The following is an 18,162-nucleotide window of genomic DNA, read 5'->3' on the forward strand; positions in this document are numbered from 1 at the left end:
TCAAATTTCCACTATATGAAAATTTTACAATTTATAAATGTATAACGTCTATACTTTAGTTACAATTTTCTAGAAAAGGAATGATTATATGAGTCTTCTACTAAAAAACGGAAATGTTATTGATGTGCATAGTGGTGAAGTGAGCAGAAATTCTATTTTAATTAAAAATGATCGAATACTTCAGATTGGTCAATTTCAAGATGATGCGGATGAAGTGATTAATTTAGAAGGTAAATACATCATCCCCGGCTTAATCGATATGCATTGCCACATCAAAGAAGGTTTTGCGCATCTATTTACTGCAGTTGGAGTGACTACAGTTAGAAACACAGCAGGAAATGTTATAGAATTACGAGACTTAATTCAGGCACCAAGTCATGCTCCTACACCCAGAGTTTATTCAGCAGACAGATTAATAGATGGCCCTCCAGGATTATGGGGACCAACAAGTCCATATAGCCTGAATGCAAGCGACCCTAATGAGGCAAAGTCTGAAGTTCGAAGACAAATACAAGAAGGTGCTCAGTTCATCAAAGTATATGGTTTGTTGAGTCCGGAAGTCATGGAAGCTGTTACGAGTGAAGCGCATCAACATGGTGTTGAAGTGAGCTGTGACTTGATTCATTCAACACAGGTGAATGCTTTGGAAGCAGCGAAAATGGGAGTAAAGTGGTTTGAGCACAATTCAGGCTTCATGCAAGCAATGTATCCTGAATGGTCTCCTTTATCTGGTGCCGAAGTTAGAGATCAAATAGATTTAGAACATCCAAACCTAGATAAAATTCAAGAAGTTTGTGAAGAAATGCTTAAATATGATGCGTTTCTTTGCCCTACTACAGTCGTTTATGATCAAGCGAACAGGTATCCTAAGTATTGGAGAAGTGATGAAAGGTTTATCAACGAAGCGCTGCTTAATCAATGGGAACAAATATCACAATATGCAGATGCTCTTAAACAACAAATAGGGTGTCAAACTGAATATATTAAAGCCATAACAAAAACTTATTACGACCTTGGAGGAACGGTTGTTGCAGGCACCGATACTCCGGCTGGTGTCTGGACTTATCCAGGTATGGCATTGCACCGTGAGCTCGAATTATTAGTAGAATCTGGATTATCTGAGCTTCAAGCATTACAATCTGCAACCATTACAGCCGCCCAATCAATAAACTATGATGACTTAGGTGTGATTGCACCCGGTAAAGTTGCTGACCTATTAGTATTAGATTCTCACCCTCTTTTAAATATCAAGCATGCAAGAGAGATAGACTCCATTATTAAAGGCGGTAAACTATATCAACAAGAAGAATTGTTAAATATGAATCCTGATGAACAATTAATCAAAAATAAACTAGATACTTTTATAAAAGATTTTGAAGAACAAATGAATTAATAAATTTTTGTTACACTAAACATAATAATTTACTTACTATGGGGGTATTAATGTGCGGAAACTTATCATCATAATTCTTGGCATTTTTCTTTTACTTGTTGGTTGCGTTGAAGAGGAACCACCTAAAAAACCTAGCATTATTGGTGTGAAAGATGGTGAGGTTTATAATAGCTCAGTGCAAATAGAGTTGGAAGAGGAAAAAGATGATGTTGAGTACAATGCAAAAATCGATGGGAAAACATATAATTTTGGAGATTCATATGACGTTGAAGGTAAGCACACGTTTGAAGTTATAGCATCTAAAGGCGAAGCCTCAACTACTACATCAATCTCTTTTGAAATTGATACAACACCTCCAGCCAATCCTGATATTACAGGAGTCAAAAATAATGAAGTATACATGAAACCTGTAAAAATTCATGTCGAAGAAAAACAAGGGATTTCCTATAACTATAAACTTAACGGCAACGATTATAACTTGGGTACTGAGATAAAAGAGGATGGAGAATATACATTTACAGTAATAGCAACCAAGAACAAAAATGAACTGTCCACAAAAAAGCAAATAAAATTCACGATCGACCAGACTACTTACTCACAAGAGGCATTCGAATATTTTAAGGAAATTGCTTTTGGAGCTGAATATGGTGGCTCACCATATATAACAAAATGGCTTGATGATATTAATATCGAAATCATTGGAAATCCCACACAGAAGGATATTGAAACCATACAAAAAGTAATCGATGAGCTAGAACAGCTAACCCCACTAACTATTAACATCGTAGAAAACAAAGCGAACATCAATATGTATTTCGTACCACAAGGTGATTTCAGAAAATATATTCCTGGGGCTGTTCTGGGGAACTGGGCTTACTTTAGATATTATAAAGGTGAACGTGGACAGATTAATCAGGCTAAAATCGCCATTGGCACATTTGGATCAGATCAAGAAAACCGAAATCACCATATTAGAGAGGAAATGACTCAAGTGTTAGGTTTAGGTAATGATTCTACAAAATATAAAAATAGCATCTTCTATGAAACTGAGGCTGAGGTAAATAATCAGGACTTCTCAAAATTAGATAAAAAAGTTATTGAAATTTTATATCGACCTGACGTAAAAGTAGGAATGACAGAAAAGGAAGTAACAGATCTATTTAAAGATCGAATCCGTGATAATTAAAATGAACTTGAGGTGTTTTGTATGAATAAAGTTATGGTCTCGTTTAGTAGTGGCAAGGATTCAATGCTTACACTTCATAGACTAATAAACAATCCAGATTACAGTGTTGAGTATCTTTTAATCACTTTAAGTGAAGAATTCAAACGAAGCAGCATTCATGGAATTCGAGAAGAATTAATAGATTTACAAGCCCAATCTCTTGGTTTTCCGATTAAAAAAGTTTATCTCCCTAAGAATTGCACAAATAACATTTATGAGGAAAAAATGGCTCAAGTCATGTCTGAAGCTGAAAATGCTGGAATGACACATGTGGCTTTCGGTGATATATTCCTTGAAGATATTCGGTCTTACAGAGAGGAAAAGTTAGCGAGTGGACATATTAAACCCATTTTCCCTCTTTGGGGAACCAACACCACTCGATTAATGGATGAATTTTTAGAATTAGGATACCAAACAATGATCACAACTATCGATCCCAATAAAGTCCCTCGAAAATTTTTAGGAAAAGTCATTGACCAAAAGCTACTAGATTCTTTTCCAAAGGAAGTTGATCCATGTGGTGAAAATGGTGAGTTTCATACTTTTGTAATTGATGGGCCATTGTTTAGTAAACCACTACCTGTTAAAACAACAAACAACCAAGTTGATGAAGAATTTTATACTTATCAGGACTTAATCATTCAAAAATCAAATTAATCTTAACTTTAAAATTTTACCTTATAAATACGCTTTAGCCAATAGCATTTTAGTCAAATAGGTCTTTTATTCCAATTATACAATTATCTACCTTTGACCTATTCAAACTAGTTAATTAAGACTACAATTCCTAAAATTTTATAATTCTTTTTTCAGGATTGTTGCTATGACACTATTTCTTAGTTCAAAAAATTATAACTACAGTTATAATTAACTAATGGTATTTTTATCCTATAGGTTTAAAATTTATATGTTAACCGTACTATAGCATCATGATTAAATAGTCAGAATATTGTTATAATTAAACCAAGCAGTTTATAAAGCAAGGCAGTGGATTGTTGCCCTGGTCCTGTCGTTTGGACAATAGCGATGAAAGGAGGGGTTCATCGTGAAGTATTACGAATACATGTTTGTAATACTGGCGGTAATGGGTGGTTTGACTACGATGTCAGATACGCCTGTAATCGTCTTGCCAATGGTCATGTTTATTGGCAAAAAAGAAGCTGCCTTGCTTTTAGCGGAAGCAAGACAGCGAGTTAGATTTGCATAACGTGTGTTTTCGTTAGCCACAGCCTTGTGGCGTAAACTGCACAAATGGGGGAAGGAATGCATTAGCATTTCCTTCCCTTAATCATTTTATACATCTCTATAATAATTATAACCTTTTTTTCAGGTTATGAACCATTTTTTAAAGCATTTCTGAGTAAGTTTTACCTTGCATGAAGTTGTAAAGGTAATCTGGTCCACCAGCTTTAGAGTCTGTACCTGACATGTTGAAACCACCGAACGGGTGATAACCAACGATAGCAGCAGTACAACCACGGTTGAAGTATAGGTTACCTACGTGGAAGTCCTCTTTAGCCATTTCGATGTGGTTACGGTTATTGGTAATAACTGCACCTGTTAGACCGTAGTCTGTGTTGTTTGCAATATCAAGCGCTTCGTTGAAGTCTTTCGCTTTAGTGAATGCAACAACTGGACCAAAGATTTCTTCTTGCATGATTGTTGCTTTTGGATCAACATCAGCAAAGATTGTAGGTTCAATGAAGTAACCTTTTGAGTCGTCACCTTTACCACCGTGAACTAGTCTACCTTCGTTCTTACCAGTGTCGATGTAACCCATAATTTTATCATAAGCACCTTTATCTACTACTGCACTCATAAAGTAGTTCTTTTCAGTTGTATTACCAAGATCAATTTCTTTTGTTAACTCAGTCACTCGCTCTAGTACTTCATCGTAAACATCTTCATGTACGACAGCACGAGAACATGCTGAACATTTTTGTCCTTGGAAACCGAATGCTGAGTTCATGATTGATTCTGCAGCTAATTCTAGGTCACTATCGCTATCAACGATCATAGTGTCTTTACCACCCATTTCAGCTACAACGCGTTTTAGCCACTTTTGACCAGGTTGAACTTTTGCTGCTTTTTCATAGATACTCGTACCAACATCACGAGAACCTGTGAAGCTAATGAAACGAGTTCTAGGGTGTTCTACTAAGTAGTCACCGATTTCACTACCGCTACCAGGGATGTAGTTAATAACGCCTGCTGGCATACCTGCTTCTTCAAGTACTTCCATTAATTTATAAGCAATTACTGGTGTTGCACTTGCTGGCTTTAATAGTACAGTGTTACCTGTCACCATTGGTGATACAGCTGTACCACACATAATTGCGAATAAGAAGTTCCAAGGTGAAACGACTAGGCCAACACCTAATGGAATATAACCAAAGCGGTTATTTTCAATAGGACGGCTCACAATTTCTTTACCTTTATCAATTTCTAGCATTTGACGACCATAGTATTCTAGGAAGTCAATACCTTCTGCGATATCAGCATCCGCTTCTTTCCATGGCTTACCACCTTCGTGAATAATCCAAGCACTGAATTCATGCTTACGACGACGAACAATCGCTGCCGCACGGAATAGGATATCTGCGCGCATTTGTGCAGTAGATTTTCTCCACCACTGGAAAGTTTCGTCTGCAACTTGCATAGCTTTTTCAGCTAATTCTTTATCAGCTTTTGATACATTACCAACAACTTCATCTTTCTTTGCTGGGTTAAATGAAACGATCTTGTTGTCTGTATAGATGCGTTCGCCACCAATAATTAATGGGTAATCTTGACCCAATTCTTTTTTAACTTGGCTTATAGCTTCTTCCATTGCTTTCGCGTTTTCTTTAACTGTGAAATCTGTAAATGGTTCATGACGATATGGTTGTACCATAATAAAGCCTCCTTAAATTCTTTTATCGCTATTGTAGCGCTTCCATTGTCTATTCTAAACGAAATCTTATAGTCAATCAAATCGAACAAACTAGATTATTGATAAATGTGAATCATTGGTTCATCTTCTCCAGCTTTGCGTACAAGAACGGCTTCCTGCCTTTTTTGTGATTCGACTGTTATTTCAAGGTCAAAATTGTTAGGGAAATGTTCAAGTATTAATCCGTAGACATGTTGAGAAAACCCAACGACTTCTTGTTTTCCATAAAATTCAATTGGTATGTTAATAGTTAATTCTTTTAACTTATCATCAACATAAAACCCCTTTCCGATTACACCAATATAATTCGGAAAGTAGTTTTGAACGGATTGCCTAAATTCCTTCATCATTTCAGAATGATCATAGAAGTCTGTTTCAGCCTCATTCGACGGGAATAACACATACTTCTCATCAATAGAGGTCCACTCATCAACGATCTGCGCTGATGGTTCAACCTCAGTTTTAGCAACAAAATTACCTGGGATGATGGCATTATTTGTATTTTGTCTATATAGAGCTACCATAACAGGTACATCTTGTAACTCTTTTATTTTTCTAATTCTAGTTAATAAACTTTCAGTGACTTCTTTACCTGTTTCAAGCATCTGTTCTTTACTAATGGATTGAATATAATCTCGGCCTTCTATATCAAATTGATATTCCGATTTAAGTGCCACACCTATAGCTATACCTGCTAGTTCAACACGATTCCCATCCCCGCGAACTAAATAGTTATGTTCTACAATATGAGAAAATACACGGGGATTATTTTCATGATATTCACGACTTTTACTATTTTTCTTTTCTGGATTAAGCTCATCAATCCATTTGTATATTAATTCAGATGTTAGATATTGTCCTTCTTGAAACAAATATTTTTCAGGGTCAAACGTCCCCTTCGCATGTCTGATTAAGCCTTGTTCTAACTCATCAATATCATAACGGTTCGCTACTTGCCTTGTTATAATCCCTCTGGCAGCGCTAGGTTTATAAGGTAAAATGGTTTGATATTGGCCTTTTGAGATTTGACTCGGCACAATTGAGCGCTGTTCTTCTTCTGGATTTTCTGTGTTGTCTTGCACCACTTCTTCATCTGACTCAAACTTTGGTGAACAACCAGAAATCATCAAGGTAATCGCAAGTAGTAATGCTACCTTCTTCATAAATTCCACCCCCTATGCATTAAATGCATCCATCAATTGTTGTTCATTCCATACTTCAACATCTAACTTTTTAGCCTTAGCTAATTTAGAGCCGGCATCTTCCCCTGCTACTAATATATCCGTCTTCTTAGACACACTACCCGTAACATTTCCTCCAAGCGCTTCAATTCGTTCTTTGGCTTCACCACGTGTTAATGTTTCTAATTTCCCTGTCAGAACTACGGTTTTATTATAAAAAATCGAATCTTCACTAGCTTCTGTTGTAGCTCCTAAGTATTCCATATTTAAACCTAATGATTTAAGGTCTTGAATTAAATCGTCTACTTGGGGCTTGCTGAAATATGCTGCGATCGATTCAGCCATTTTCGTACCAATCTCTGGCACTGCTTCTAAATCTTCTATGGTTGCTTCCATTAAACCATCTATTATTTTAAAGTAAGAGGCTAATGTATCGGCTGCTTTACTTCCAACATAACGAACACCTAATCCAAATAAGAGGCGTTCAAATGAATTGTCTTTAGAAGCTTCAATCGCACTTAATAAATTGCTGACAGATTTCTCACCCATTCGTTCAAGGTTAAGCAGATCATTGCGGTCTAGCTTGTACAAATCAGCTATCGTATGAATTAAATCATTGTCAAAAAGCTGTTCAATAACCTTCTCCCCTAAACCGTCGATATTCATAGCATTCCGCGAAACAAAATGAATCAAAGCCTCTTTTAATTGGGCTTCACAGTTCGGGTTCATACAACGCCACGCTACTTCGTCATCAATCTTTTCTAACTGACTACCGCAGACTGGACAGTTTTCTGGCATACGGAAAACTTTTTCATTCCCAGTACGTTCATCTTCAACAACACGTACGACTTCTGGAATGATATCTCCCGCTTTTTTAATGACAACTGTATCGCCGATGCGAATATCTTTTTCTATAATTAAATCTTCATTGTGTAATGACGCGCGTTGTACAGTTGTGCCAGCAACTTGTACTGGCTCCAAAATGGCTGTTGGGGTAATAGCTCCAGTTCGCCCTACACTCAATTCAATATCATGCAGTTTTGTAATCGCCTCTTCAGCCGGAAACTTAAAAGCAATTGCCCAACGCGGACTTTTAGCCGTAAAGCCTAGCTCTTCTTGTTGATCAATCGAATCGACTTTAATAACGATTCCGTCGATTTCATAGTCCAGTTCACTGCGTTTAACCGTCCACTCTTCTGTGTATTGAATAACTTCTTCAATGGAATCAAATGTCTTCGTTTCTGGATTCGTTTTAAACCCTAACTTCTTCAAGTATTCTAAACGTTCACTATGACTTCCAATAGACCCTGCTTCCCATTTTCCAACACTGTAAACGAATATATCTAAATTACGTTTAGCTGCAATTTTTGGATCTAATTGTCTTAAGGACCCAGCCGCAGCATTTCTTGGATTAGCAAAAACCTCATCGCCATTTTCTTCGCGAGCTTTATTCAATGCTAAGAAAGATTTCTGAGGCATAAACGCTTCTCCACGAACTTCTATCGTTTCTTCCTCATGAATTTTTAAAGGAATGCTTCGAATGGTTTTCAAGTTATTCGTGATATCTTCCCCTGTTTTACCGTCACCGCGCGTCGCACCTTGAACAAACTTGCCGTTCTCATATCGTAATGAAATCGCAAGTCCGTCAATCTTCAATTCACACACATAGCGATAATTATCCACACGTTCACGAATACGACGGTCAAAGTCACGTAAATCATCTTCACCAAAAGCATTTCCTAAACTGAGCATAGGAACTTCGTGATTGACTTTCTCAAACTTATCTAGAGGCTTTCCACCAACCCGTTGACTCGGTGAATCATCGGTTAACAGCTCTGGGAACTCCTCTTCGATTGTAATCAGTTCGTGCAGTTTTTGATCGTAGACATGGTCAGGCACAGAAGGCTGGTCTAACACATGGTATTCATAGTTATATTTGTGTAGTTCATCTCTTAATTCTTCTATTCTTTTTGTAGCTTCTTCACGATTCATGAAAGGCCACCTCTTTATTCGATTTTGTTAATGGGCGCAAAGTTGGCAAGTAAACGTTTTACACCTTGAGATGGGAATGCGATATCCAGTTCAGTATCTTCACCGCTTCCTTCAATTTTCACCACGGTTCCTTGGCCCCATTTTTTATGCTCTACTTTATCACCAGGTGCCCAGCTTTGTCGCTGTTTTGGACGCTCCATCTTTTTAGCTTTACGCTTTGGTTTTGGTGCTTCTTTTTGATCCGATAGATTATTAATTGCTTGTTCGAAGCTACCGCCAGTTTGGAAGGTCATTCCGCTCAACGTACCTTCTCGTTCGATCAATTCAACAGGAATTTCATCAATAAAACGACTTGGCTGATTGCTTTGAATACGACCAAAGAATCTGCGTGATGATGCATAAGTCATGTAAAGCAATTGTTCTGCACGAGTAATACCTACATAGGCTAATCGGCGTTCCTCTTCCATTTCCTCATCGTCAAATAATGAGCGACTGTGAGGGAAGATATTTTCTTCCAAACCAATTAAAAATACAATTGGAAACTCAAGTCCTTTTGCTGAGTGGAGAGTCATTAAGGTCACTTTATTATCTGTTTCATCATCTGTATTATCTAAGTCGGATACTAACGCTAAGTCAGTTAAAAATGCGATTAATGATTGATCCTCACTCGCTTCTTCAAACTGCTGCGTTACCGTTTTAAACTCATCTAGATTTTCTAGACGCCCTTGAGCTTCGATTGATTTATCTTTCTTCAATTCTTCTTCATAACCTGAACGCGTTAAGACTTCCTGCACCAATTCGGTGACACCGAGGAATTCCTGTTGCTTTTGCCATTGTTCGATTAACTCACGAAACGCATGCAGCTGATTAACAGCTTTTTTAGAGATTCCGGAGAAATCTGATTCAAGTACTGCATCAAATAATGACACATCACTCATCTCTGCATGCATTTGCAGTTTTTGTACCGAGGTCTTTCCAACCCCTCGCTTCGGTACATTAACGACACGCATGAAGCTGATGTCATCATGAGGGTTGGCAATTAGTCGTAAATAAGCAAGTAGATCTTTAATCTCTTTACGATCATAGAACTTAGTTCCGCCAATAATTTGATACGGGATGTTCGATTTCATCAATACATCCTCCATCGCACGCGACTGAGCGTTAGTGCGATATAAAACAGCGAAATCTTTGTAGTCTCTCTTTCCATCTTCAGTGATTTCTTGAATTTGATCGACAACATAACGTGCTTCTTGTCTTTCATCAAACGCTTCAAACATACGTATTTTAGTACCGTCCGGGTTATCCGTCCAAAGTTCTTTTGGTTTTCTAGAAGAGTTATTTTTAATGACGGTATTAGCGGCATCTAAGATTACTCTCGTTGATCTATAGTTCTGTTCAAGTAAAATCACTTTGGCATTAGGGTAGTCCTCTTCAAACGATAAAATATTATAAATATCAGCCCCACGCCACTTATAAATTGATTGGTCCGAATCTCCTACTACACATAAGTTTTTATAGCGAGAAGCTAACATTTTGACTAATTGATATTGAGCTTGGTTCGTATCTTGATACTCATCAACATGTATGTACTGAAAACGATTTTGATAAAAGGTTAGAACTTCTGGAACACGCTTGAACAAATTGAACGTTTCCATGATTAAACCATCGAAATCAATCGCTTGGTTTTTTCGTAAAATCGCTTCATATGTTTCATAAAGCTGTGCAATGACTTCCTCATAATAGTTGTTCGCTTCAGATTTTGCCTCTTTTGGGTCCTTCAATTGGTTTTTAAAACCGCTTATGGTGAAAAGAACGGTTTTTGGATCATATTGTTTTGAATCAACATTGTTCATACGTAGTGATTCTTTAACTACAGTCAGCTGGTCCGTCATATCATATATCGCGAAGTTGCGATCGAGTCCAATCCGATCACCATCACGACGTAAAATTCTCACGCATAATGAGTGGAATGTAGACATGATGATATTCTTAGCATCCGCTCCGACTAAGCGCTCGACACGATCTTTCATTTCGCGTGCTGCTTTATTTGTAAAGGTAATAGCTAACACATTGTATGGTGCAACATCTTTTTCAGCTAAAAGGTATGCAATTCGGTGTGTTAAAACACGTGTCTTACCACTTCCTGCACCGGCCATAATCAGTAATGGTCCTTCTGTATGTTGAACCGCCTCTTGTTGCGGTTGATTCATGCCACTTAAAATTTCATTTGCCGTTAAACTCAACGTAAATAACCACCTTTATTTCGAATTAACTTTTTTAACTGCATGCACTGTTCTCAGTGCTGCTTTAATATCGTCATAAATGACATTTCCCACAACAACAATATCAGCTCTTTTTGCCATTTCTGTCGCTTGTTGTTTCGTTTCGATGCCTCCACCATATATTAAAATGGCATCATCTAAAGCTTCGTGTACCTCTTGCACTAAGTCAGGGTCACCATATGTACCACTATACTCAAGATAGACAAATGGAAGGTTCATTAGTTTTTCTGCCGTTTGCGCATAAGCAACAACATCTTCCTCGTCCGTTTTTAATGCGTTCGTATATTGATAAGCTTTTGATTCAGGATTAAGCATGATATACCCTTCTGCTAAAAGCTCGTCCCATTCAATGAACTCACCATAAGCTTTCACCGCTTCCTGGTGTAAGCCAATAATCCATTTACGGTCTTCACTATTTAACACCATCGGGATGAAATAAAAATCAAATCCTGGGGTAACGGATTCCAGATTCGATACCTCTAGGGCGCACGGGACTGTGAAGCGTCGAACTCTAGCCAAGGTGTTTAACACATCATCTAAAGTCACATCATCTGTACCACCAACAATGATGGCATCCGTTCCTGATTCACAGATGGCTTCTAAATCTTCATCAGATATTTCTTTATTTGGATCCAGTTTAAACACATGTCTCCACCGTCTATAATCTTCAATCACATCATATTCCTCCAACTGATTCTTCGCTCTATCATTATATCAGAAATTAGGTTAATCTTTCATCGTTGATTCTCAGTATTAACATGTTAATTTTGTTACATTCACTCCTGAGAATATGCAGGTGCAATATTATTTTACTTGCGGTTTTCAATCTACATAAAACTTGAGAAGAGTGGTATAATATGCTAACATAAGAAAGCAAATTACATAAAACGTTGAAAGGTCAATAGTAGCTGGACTCCATACTTTAAAGCGATTCAGGGATGGTGTGAGCCTGAAAGTACAGTTTAGTGAAACGGCAACCTGGAGTTTTTCGTTCTGAAAGAGGACATGTAAGCGCATGTCAATCAGGGTGGAACCGCGGGAGATATACTCTCGTCCCTGGGCTATTAAAGGCCCAAGTGGACGGGAGTTTTTTGTTTTTATTCTTTAAGCTCTGTTAAAGTCCGTTGTTGATATTGTGATTCACTTTCGGTGGACGCTTTCCGTGGGCACGGCTTCAGCTAGACAACTTCTTGAGTTAGCTTCTGTGCAGTCTTGTACCGAGGAAGCTAACTTCGAAGCATAACTGGAAGACGCAGGTGCAAACTCAAAGTGGATCTTCCGCTCGTGCTGTTCCCACAGGAGTCGCCACCTTCGCTCATCACAATTCAACAACTCAATCAATCTCACTAAAATCAACATTGAACTTTAACATAGTTAATCTTTAATTACTATAAGGAGGCTAAACCTATGGCGAAAGATATGGAACAACTCGTTAATCACGCGAAACATCGCGGCTTTGTTTTTCAAGGATCTGAAATCTATGGCGGACTAGCAAACACTTGGGATTACGGCCCATTAGGTGTTGAATTAAAGAAAAACTTAAAAGATGCATGGTGGAAAAAATTCGTCCAACAATCACCGTACAACGTTGGATTAGATGCATCCATTTTAATGAACCCAAAAACTTGGGAAGCATCAGGTCACTTAGGTAACTTCAATGACCCAATGATTGACTGCAAAGATTGTAAGTCACGCCATCGCGCTGACCATTTAATTGAAAACTACTTCGAATCTAAAGGTGAGGAGCGTATTGTTGACGGCTTGCCTTTTGATGAATTAGAAAACATCATTAAAGAAGAAGGTATCACGTGCCCGACATGTGGTTCTGACAACTTCACTGAAATTCGTCAGTTTAACTTAATGTTCAAAACTTACCAAGGTGTAACGGAAGATTCTTCAGATGAAATCTATATGCGCCCTGAAACGGCACAAGGTATATTTGTAAACTTCAAAAATGTTCAGCGCTCTATGCGTAAGAAAGTACCTTTTGGTATTGCCCAAATCGGTAAGAGTTTCCGTAACGAAATTACACCAGGTAACTTCATTTTCCGTACACGTGAATTCGAACAAATGGAGATGGAGTTTTTCTGTAAGCCGGGCGAAGAAATGGAATGGTATAACTACTGGTTAGACTTCTGTCATAATTGGTTAACTAATTTAGGGCTGGACCAAGAAAAAGTTCGTCGCCGTGTGCATGATGATGATGAGCTTTCTCACTATAGTAACGCAACAACTGATCTTGAATATCAATTCCCATTTGGTTGGGGAGAATTATGGGGAATTGCATCACGTACAGATTACGACTTAAAGAAGCATGCTGAGCATTCAGGCGAAGACATGGAATATATTGATCAACAATCGAATGAGCGTTATGTTCCATATGTCATTGAGCCAGCATTAGGTGCCGACCGTTTAGCTTTAGCATTTTTAGCTGATGCTTATGAAGATGAAGAACTTGAAGATGGTACATCTCGTACCGTTATGAAGTTCCACCCGGCAATCGCACCATTTAAAGCAGCGGTTTTCCCATTATCTAAAAAGCTTTCAGAAGAAGCACAGGAAGTTTTCGCTGATTTATCTCAGGACTTCATGGTCGATTACGATGAGTCTGGTTCAATCGGTAAACGTTATCGTCGTCATGACGAAATTGGAACACCGTTCTGTATTACTTATGACTTTGATTCAAAAGAAGATGGTCAAGTAACGGTGCGTGACCGTGACACGATGGAACAAAACCGTATGCCAATTTCAGATCTTAAGTCATTTTTACAAGAAAAAGTTAATTATTAATTCAACAAAGCCTCTATCCACGGATAGGGGCTTTTATAAAATAGTGGTAAAATAGTGAAAAGCAAAAGGAGTTCTATCATGAAATATAAATTTAAAGAGTGGGCATATATCGGAACTGGTGGTGCACTAGGATCGCTGCTACGAGCTTCCATTACACAACTATTCACAACAACAACTTTTCCAATAGCGACATTGCTTGTAAACTTGCTGGGAAGTCTGTTGCTGGGCGGTATTACAGCATATCTATATGGTCGTTCTAATCAATCATTACATTTATTCTTCGGTATCGGCTTTTGTGGATCATTCACCACCATGTCTATGTTTGCAGCAGATGCCACTATTTTACTGGAACAAGGGCAAACGACTATGTTCTTATGGTATAACTTATTATCAGTAATTTGCGGTATCCTTCTTGCTATTCTTGGGTTTATATTAATTAAAAACATTCTAGAAAAGAGGGGAACTCAATGAACATTCTTCTTGTTGCACTAGGGGGCGCCATAGGGGCTGTTTCTCGTTATGAAGTAGTCAATCTATTTAATAAAAAGACCAGCTTTCCCTTATCAACGTTTACAGTTAATTTAATTGGCTCAGCTCTGTTAGGAATTTGCTTTGCTTATTTATTAAAAACGGATACATTATACATCTTTTTCGCGGTTGGATTTTTAGGAGCTTTTACGACATTCTCAACTTTTAGTGTTGAATCTATGAAGCTTATTCAAAAACAAAAGTGGGCAATCTTATTAACTTATCTTTTAACTACTCTAGCTGGTTCAATTCTTGCCTTTTCGGTGTTCTATTTTTTATTATAGCCATTTAAGTGAAATGTTTTTTCCTATAATGAATAAAAGTTGTATTTAGCCGTGCATAACTCCTGCATAGCCATTCAAAGAACTCTCCCTTATGACTGATAACATTGAGATAGCCAGTCCTATTGATACTGCTATTGTCGGGACTAATACTTTGGGAGGCTTCCACCAAACTTTTAATATTTAGTTACGTCCATTACAACAGGAACGGTAAAAACCCTCCTATACGTTTAATATGCACTGGGAATAAAAGAGGAATTCTATACTTTTTAACAGTAGAATTAATATAACCCCATAAAAAACACCCTAATTTTAAAAATTAGGGCGGTTCTACTCATTATTTTTCTTCTTCTTGATAAAGTCGATCTAAAACAAGTTCATAAGCATCATTTCCATAATTTAAACAACGTTTAACACGTGAAATAGTCGCTGTAGAAGCACTTGTTTCTTCTTCAATACGATGATACGTGTGACCTTGACGTAACATACGGGCTACGTCTAGTCTTTGTGCTAATGCTTGAATTTCATTAACTGTCGCGACATCGTCAAAAAATCGATAACATTCTTCGACATCTTTTAAAGTAAGAATCGCTTCAAAAAGCTGGTCCAATTCTCTTCCACGTAATTTATCAATTTGCATGATGTATGCCTCCTTTTATTCCTATGTACTCCGAATGGTACGTCTTTTTTCAGTGCCTTTTTCAGATATAGAGATCTATAACTATTTTAACGCATGATCGCTGGAAACAGTATGTCTTTTTTCAAGACATCTATTATACCAACAGGTGTGATTCGAATATAAGGTAAGTGCGTTGATGACAAGAAAAACAATGTGTAGACTGGATCACTATGCGCATAACCAAAAGATTGTAACAGCTTCTTCATCTTCTTTTCTTTCTCGATTAACTCTTCCATTGGGATGTCAGTCATAACACCTTTTATTCCAAGAGGTAATTCAAAAATGATTTCTCCACCGTGCGCTATAACGATTCCGCCTCCTAACTCTTGCATTCGATTGAATGCTAGAGTCATATCACTTTTGCTTTTACCTATTAGAATGATGTCACCTGTATTCGAATAAGAACTCACAATCCCACCGAGTCTATTCGTAAACCCTTTTAAGAAAGTAGAAACTCTCCACTCACCTTCCCGGTCAATTAACATGACATATGCTTCATCTTGAGAACGAGCCAGCATATTTTTATCAGCTTCTGACTTAATTGGGTATGGTTTCATAATAACATCATTCACCATTTCCATACCAATCGGCATAGAAAACCTTAATTCGTCAGGGTCTAATGTCCAATCTAACTTCATCTGGTCTAATCCAAACTTATCCCACTCAACATCGTCACACAAACCAACGTACTGACCATCTTTAACTGCCCATTCCCCTTTTGCTATTACTGAAACTGGTGTAGGGTCTTCTTTTGATTTCAAGAAGTTAATATGTGCTACACGACCAGGGGCAATACTGCCAAGACGGTTGTCTAGTGAAAAATATTTTGCAGGATTAATAGTAGCAATCGAGTAAGCTTCTTCTATTGGGACACCTTCATCAATCGCAATTTGAATACATGTATTAATAATACCATCTTCATAAAATGATGGAGTTGAGCCATCAGTTGTATATAGAACGTAGTCCCATACATTTAAATCATAATTTTTTAGCTCTTTAATGATTTTTCTTAGGTCCGGTCTAATAGAGCTGTTGCGGATCGCTGCATAATATCCCATTTCTAAACGACGGTATAATTCATCACCTGAAATAGATTCATGATCACCGTCTGCCCCAAGAAGTTTCATTTTTGTTAATGTCTTTTTTGAAGCACCTGGAAAGTGACCTTCTACAGGTTTTCGTAGTCGTTTGGTTTCTTGCATCCAATATAGACCGCGTTCATCTTCATGTAAAATATCTGGCCAATTGGTTAACTCGCCACCCTGTATAACAGCCTCGTGATTCAACCATCTTAGAACCTCCTCGTGCTCTAAGAAGTTTTCTTCTTCCCTTAGTTCAGATTGTGCGCTAAACCGTGACCACCAAAACATTGAGACGGGTAAATGCTGCATTTCATCTAATAAAGAAAACGCTTTCTTTTGATTTAATAATAAAAGCCACATTAGATTATCGTTGACTAACGTGGTTGTACCCGTTTTAAGTGCATATTCAGCTAAAGAATGGGGATTATATAACTGAAATGGATGGGCATGCGGTTCCACATATCCTGGCACAAGATACTGTCCCTGGCACTCAATAATCTCGGTTTTGTGTGATGTTTTTTCTGGTAAATCTTCACCAACATACACAATTCGATCTTCATAGATCCATATATTTGCTGTTTGCCATTTTTTAATAAAAACATTTAAAAATGTTGCTTGCTTCAAAACTTTTGTTGGTGCTAGCTGGCCATCGATGACTGCAACATGTTCTCGCAATTGTCGATTACGCCATCTGTAGAGATGCTCATTCATAGCAAACCCCCGTTTCTCATTATCTATGTTAATACAAATTTTAATACATTAAAACTGTGAAGGGAAGAGGTAACATGGGAAAACAAAACATTGGCACGATTAATGCCCTCACTCGGATTACTTTAGGCTTGTTTTTATTAGTTTTCGGTGCTGTTAAATTGGTCAAACGACCCTGGAATCAAAGCTACTGGATGATTGTCCTAATATCGGCAATGAAAATAGCCGAGGGTATCGTTAGGTATTGTCCTGTCACGGACGTTGTAAAACACCAATTACATGACGAATCAGACCAGAAAAAAGATTCACAAGCTATTAATCCGAGTTAAAAGAAAGCTGTCAGTGATATACTGACAGCTTTTATTCTACTTTCACGGCTTCAAAAATAATCTCTTGTCTAACCGGTTGTGGATCACCACTTTTTTGTTCTTGAAATACTGGTTTTTCAAAGCGTTTAACGGGCATATAGCCATCTTTTTTTATTTGATCCACACAGGCATTAATCGACTTAAAATCATTCACTCTGTATTTTTTCTTCTTCACGCTTTAATCGGCTCCCTCTTACTTTCTTCACCCAGAAACCTCCGAAAATTTGTCGAGGCTCATAAGCTATTATAAATGCTTTTGGATCGATCTCTTTAATCGTTTCATATAACATTAATTCATATTTTCTTGGCGTTAATACTTGCATAGCCAGGCGGTCGCCCTCCATACCATATGCATACCAACTCGTTACACCATAACCTTTTTCTCTTAAAGATTCAGTAAATGGAATATCAGGATTGGATGAAATTATATTGACTGTAATATAACCAATAGCCAGCTTTTCCTCAATTTTCATTCCACTAATAACCCCTAACCCAAAACCTAATGCATACGCAATTAAGTTTTGAATTTGATCAAGATTTTCAAGTACTAAACCTAGACCAAGCGTATAGACTGTAATCTCAAATACTCCAACAGTAGCGGCAATATATCTTTTTCCTTTTAACGTAAATATCATACGTACCGTTAATAAAGAAACGTACACGATATTCACACATAAAATGATGACTAACATAATGATGCCACTTTCAAGCATATTCGACA

General features: G+C 37.6%; 17 protein-coding genes. 8 read left to right on the top strand and 9 right to left on the bottom strand.

The genetic code is table 11. The features are described from left to right. The first annotated feature begins 88 nt into the window (after positions 1 to 88). The 4 genes from E3U55_RS13840 to E3U55_RS17580 all read left to right on the top strand — a co-directional run bounded on the left by E3U55_RS13840 (position 89) and on the right by E3U55_RS17580 (position 3,825). Positions 89 to 1,393 (top strand): amidohydrolase family protein, encoded by a 1,305-nt coding sequence (locus E3U55_RS13840; RefSeq protein WP_134341076.1) that lies wholly within the window; start codon positions 89 to 91, stop codon positions 1,391 to 1,393. Positions 1,394 to 1,445: 52 nt separating this feature from the next. Continuing rightward, positions 1,446 to 2,579, top strand: a complete 1,134-nt coding sequence (locus E3U55_RS13845) for a DUF2927 domain-containing protein (RefSeq protein ID WP_134341077.1) — start codon at positions 1,446 to 1,448, stop codon at positions 2,577 to 2,579. Between the two features lie 21 nt (positions 2,580 to 2,600). Then, positions 2,601 to 3,275, top strand: a complete 675-nt coding sequence (locus tag E3U55_RS13850) for a Dph6-related ATP pyrophosphatase (RefSeq protein ID WP_134341078.1) — start codon at positions 2,601 to 2,603, stop codon at positions 3,273 to 3,275. 388 nt (positions 3,276 to 3,663) lie between these two features. Beyond that, entirely contained in the window at positions 3,664 to 3,825 is a 162-nt protein-coding gene (locus E3U55_RS17580) for a hypothetical protein (protein WP_194840926.1), read from the top strand. A gap of 138 nt (positions 3,826 to 3,963) precedes the next feature. Here the strand turns inward: E3U55_RS17580 and pruA are convergent, their stop codons facing one another. From pruA to pcrB, 5 genes are all read right to left on the bottom strand, one after another. Next, entirely contained in the window at positions 3,964 to 5,511 is a 1,548-nt protein-coding gene (gene pruA / locus E3U55_RS13855) for an L-glutamate gamma-semialdehyde dehydrogenase (protein ID WP_134341079.1), read from the bottom strand. A gap of 95 nt (positions 5,512 to 5,606) precedes the next feature. Continuing rightward, positions 5,607 to 6,713 carry a CamS family sex pheromone protein gene (locus E3U55_RS13860; RefSeq protein WP_134341080.1) on the bottom strand — a complete coding sequence of 369 codons (1,107 nt, stop codon included), beginning with the start codon at positions 6,711 to 6,713 and terminating at the stop codon, positions 5,607 to 5,609. A gap of 12 nt (positions 6,714 to 6,725) precedes the next feature. Continuing rightward, positions 6,726 to 8,723 (bottom strand): NAD-dependent DNA ligase LigA, encoded by a 1,998-nt coding sequence (ligA, locus tag E3U55_RS13865; protein WP_134341081.1) that lies wholly within the window; start codon positions 8,721 to 8,723, stop codon positions 6,726 to 6,728. Positions 8,724 to 8,737: 14 nt separating this feature from the next. After that, positions 8,738 to 10,966: a DNA helicase PcrA gene (pcrA, locus tag E3U55_RS13870; RefSeq protein ID WP_134341082.1), complete on the bottom strand. Its 2,229-nt coding sequence runs from the start codon at positions 10,964 to 10,966 to the stop codon at positions 8,738 to 8,740. A 15-nt stretch (positions 10,967 to 10,981) separates the two neighbouring features. Beyond that, complete coding sequence (pcrB, locus tag E3U55_RS13875) at positions 10,982 to 11,677, bottom strand: heptaprenylglyceryl phosphate synthase (protein ID WP_134341108.1); 696 nt, start codon at positions 11,675 to 11,677, stop codon at positions 10,982 to 10,984. Positions 11,678 to 12,412: 735 nt separating this feature from the next. On the opposite strand from pcrB, the gene E3U55_RS13880 reads away from it, so the two are divergent. From E3U55_RS13880 to crcB, 3 genes are all read left to right on the top strand, one after another. Beyond that, the gene (locus E3U55_RS13880) at positions 12,413 to 13,795 is read left to right on the top strand and encodes a glycine--tRNA ligase (RefSeq protein WP_134341083.1); all 1,383 of its coding nucleotides are present in this window, start codon (positions 12,413 to 12,415) and stop codon (positions 13,793 to 13,795) included. A 78-nt stretch (positions 13,796 to 13,873) separates the two neighbouring features. Further along, complete coding sequence (locus tag E3U55_RS13885; RefSeq protein WP_134341084.1) at positions 13,874 to 14,266, top strand: fluoride efflux transporter FluC; 393 nt, start codon at positions 13,874 to 13,876, stop codon at positions 14,264 to 14,266. Then, a complete protein-coding gene (gene crcB, locus E3U55_RS13890; RefSeq protein ID WP_134341085.1) occupies positions 14,263 to 14,607 on the top strand; it encodes a fluoride efflux transporter CrcB in 345 nt (114 codons plus the stop codon). Before E3U55_RS13885 ends, crcB begins: the two co-directional genes overlap by 4 nt. 334 nt (positions 14,608 to 14,941) lie before the next feature. On the opposite strand, the gene E3U55_RS13895 is transcribed toward crcB, so the two are convergent. Next, positions 14,942 to 15,244, bottom strand: coding sequence for a YerC/YecD family TrpR-related protein (locus E3U55_RS13895; protein ID WP_134341086.1), 303 nt, complete (start codon positions 15,242 to 15,244; stop codon positions 14,942 to 14,944). A gap of 86 nt (positions 15,245 to 15,330) precedes the next feature. After that, on the bottom strand, positions 15,331 to 17,076 hold the full coding sequence (locus E3U55_RS13900; RefSeq protein WP_134341087.1) for an adenine deaminase C-terminal domain-containing protein: 1,746 nt from the start codon (positions 17,074 to 17,076) through the stop codon (positions 15,331 to 15,333). A 74-nt stretch (positions 17,077 to 17,150) separates the two neighbouring features. Here E3U55_RS13900 and E3U55_RS13905 point away from each other — a divergent pair, with 74 nt between their 5' ends. Next, positions 17,151 to 17,402 (top strand): YgaP family membrane protein, encoded by a 252-nt coding sequence (locus E3U55_RS13905; RefSeq protein WP_134341088.1) that lies wholly within the window; start codon positions 17,151 to 17,153, stop codon positions 17,400 to 17,402. A gap of 31 nt (positions 17,403 to 17,433) precedes the next feature. On the opposite strand, the gene E3U55_RS13910 is transcribed toward E3U55_RS13905, so the two are convergent. Next, on the bottom strand, positions 17,434 to 17,616 hold the full coding sequence (locus E3U55_RS13910; RefSeq protein WP_228547575.1) for an NETI motif-containing protein: 183 nt from the start codon (positions 17,614 to 17,616) through the stop codon (positions 17,434 to 17,436). Then, a complete protein-coding gene (locus tag E3U55_RS13915; protein ID WP_134341089.1) occupies positions 17,588 to 18,154 on the bottom strand; it encodes a DUF2179 domain-containing protein in 567 nt (188 codons plus the stop codon). Before E3U55_RS13915 ends, E3U55_RS13910 begins: the two co-directional genes overlap by 29 nt. Positions 18,155 to 18,162: the final 8 nt, after the last annotated feature.

This window comes from Filobacillus milosensis (assembly GCF_004402015.1).
Lineage (GTDB): Bacteria > Bacillota > Bacilli > Bacillales > Alkalibacillaceae > Filobacillus > Filobacillus milosensis.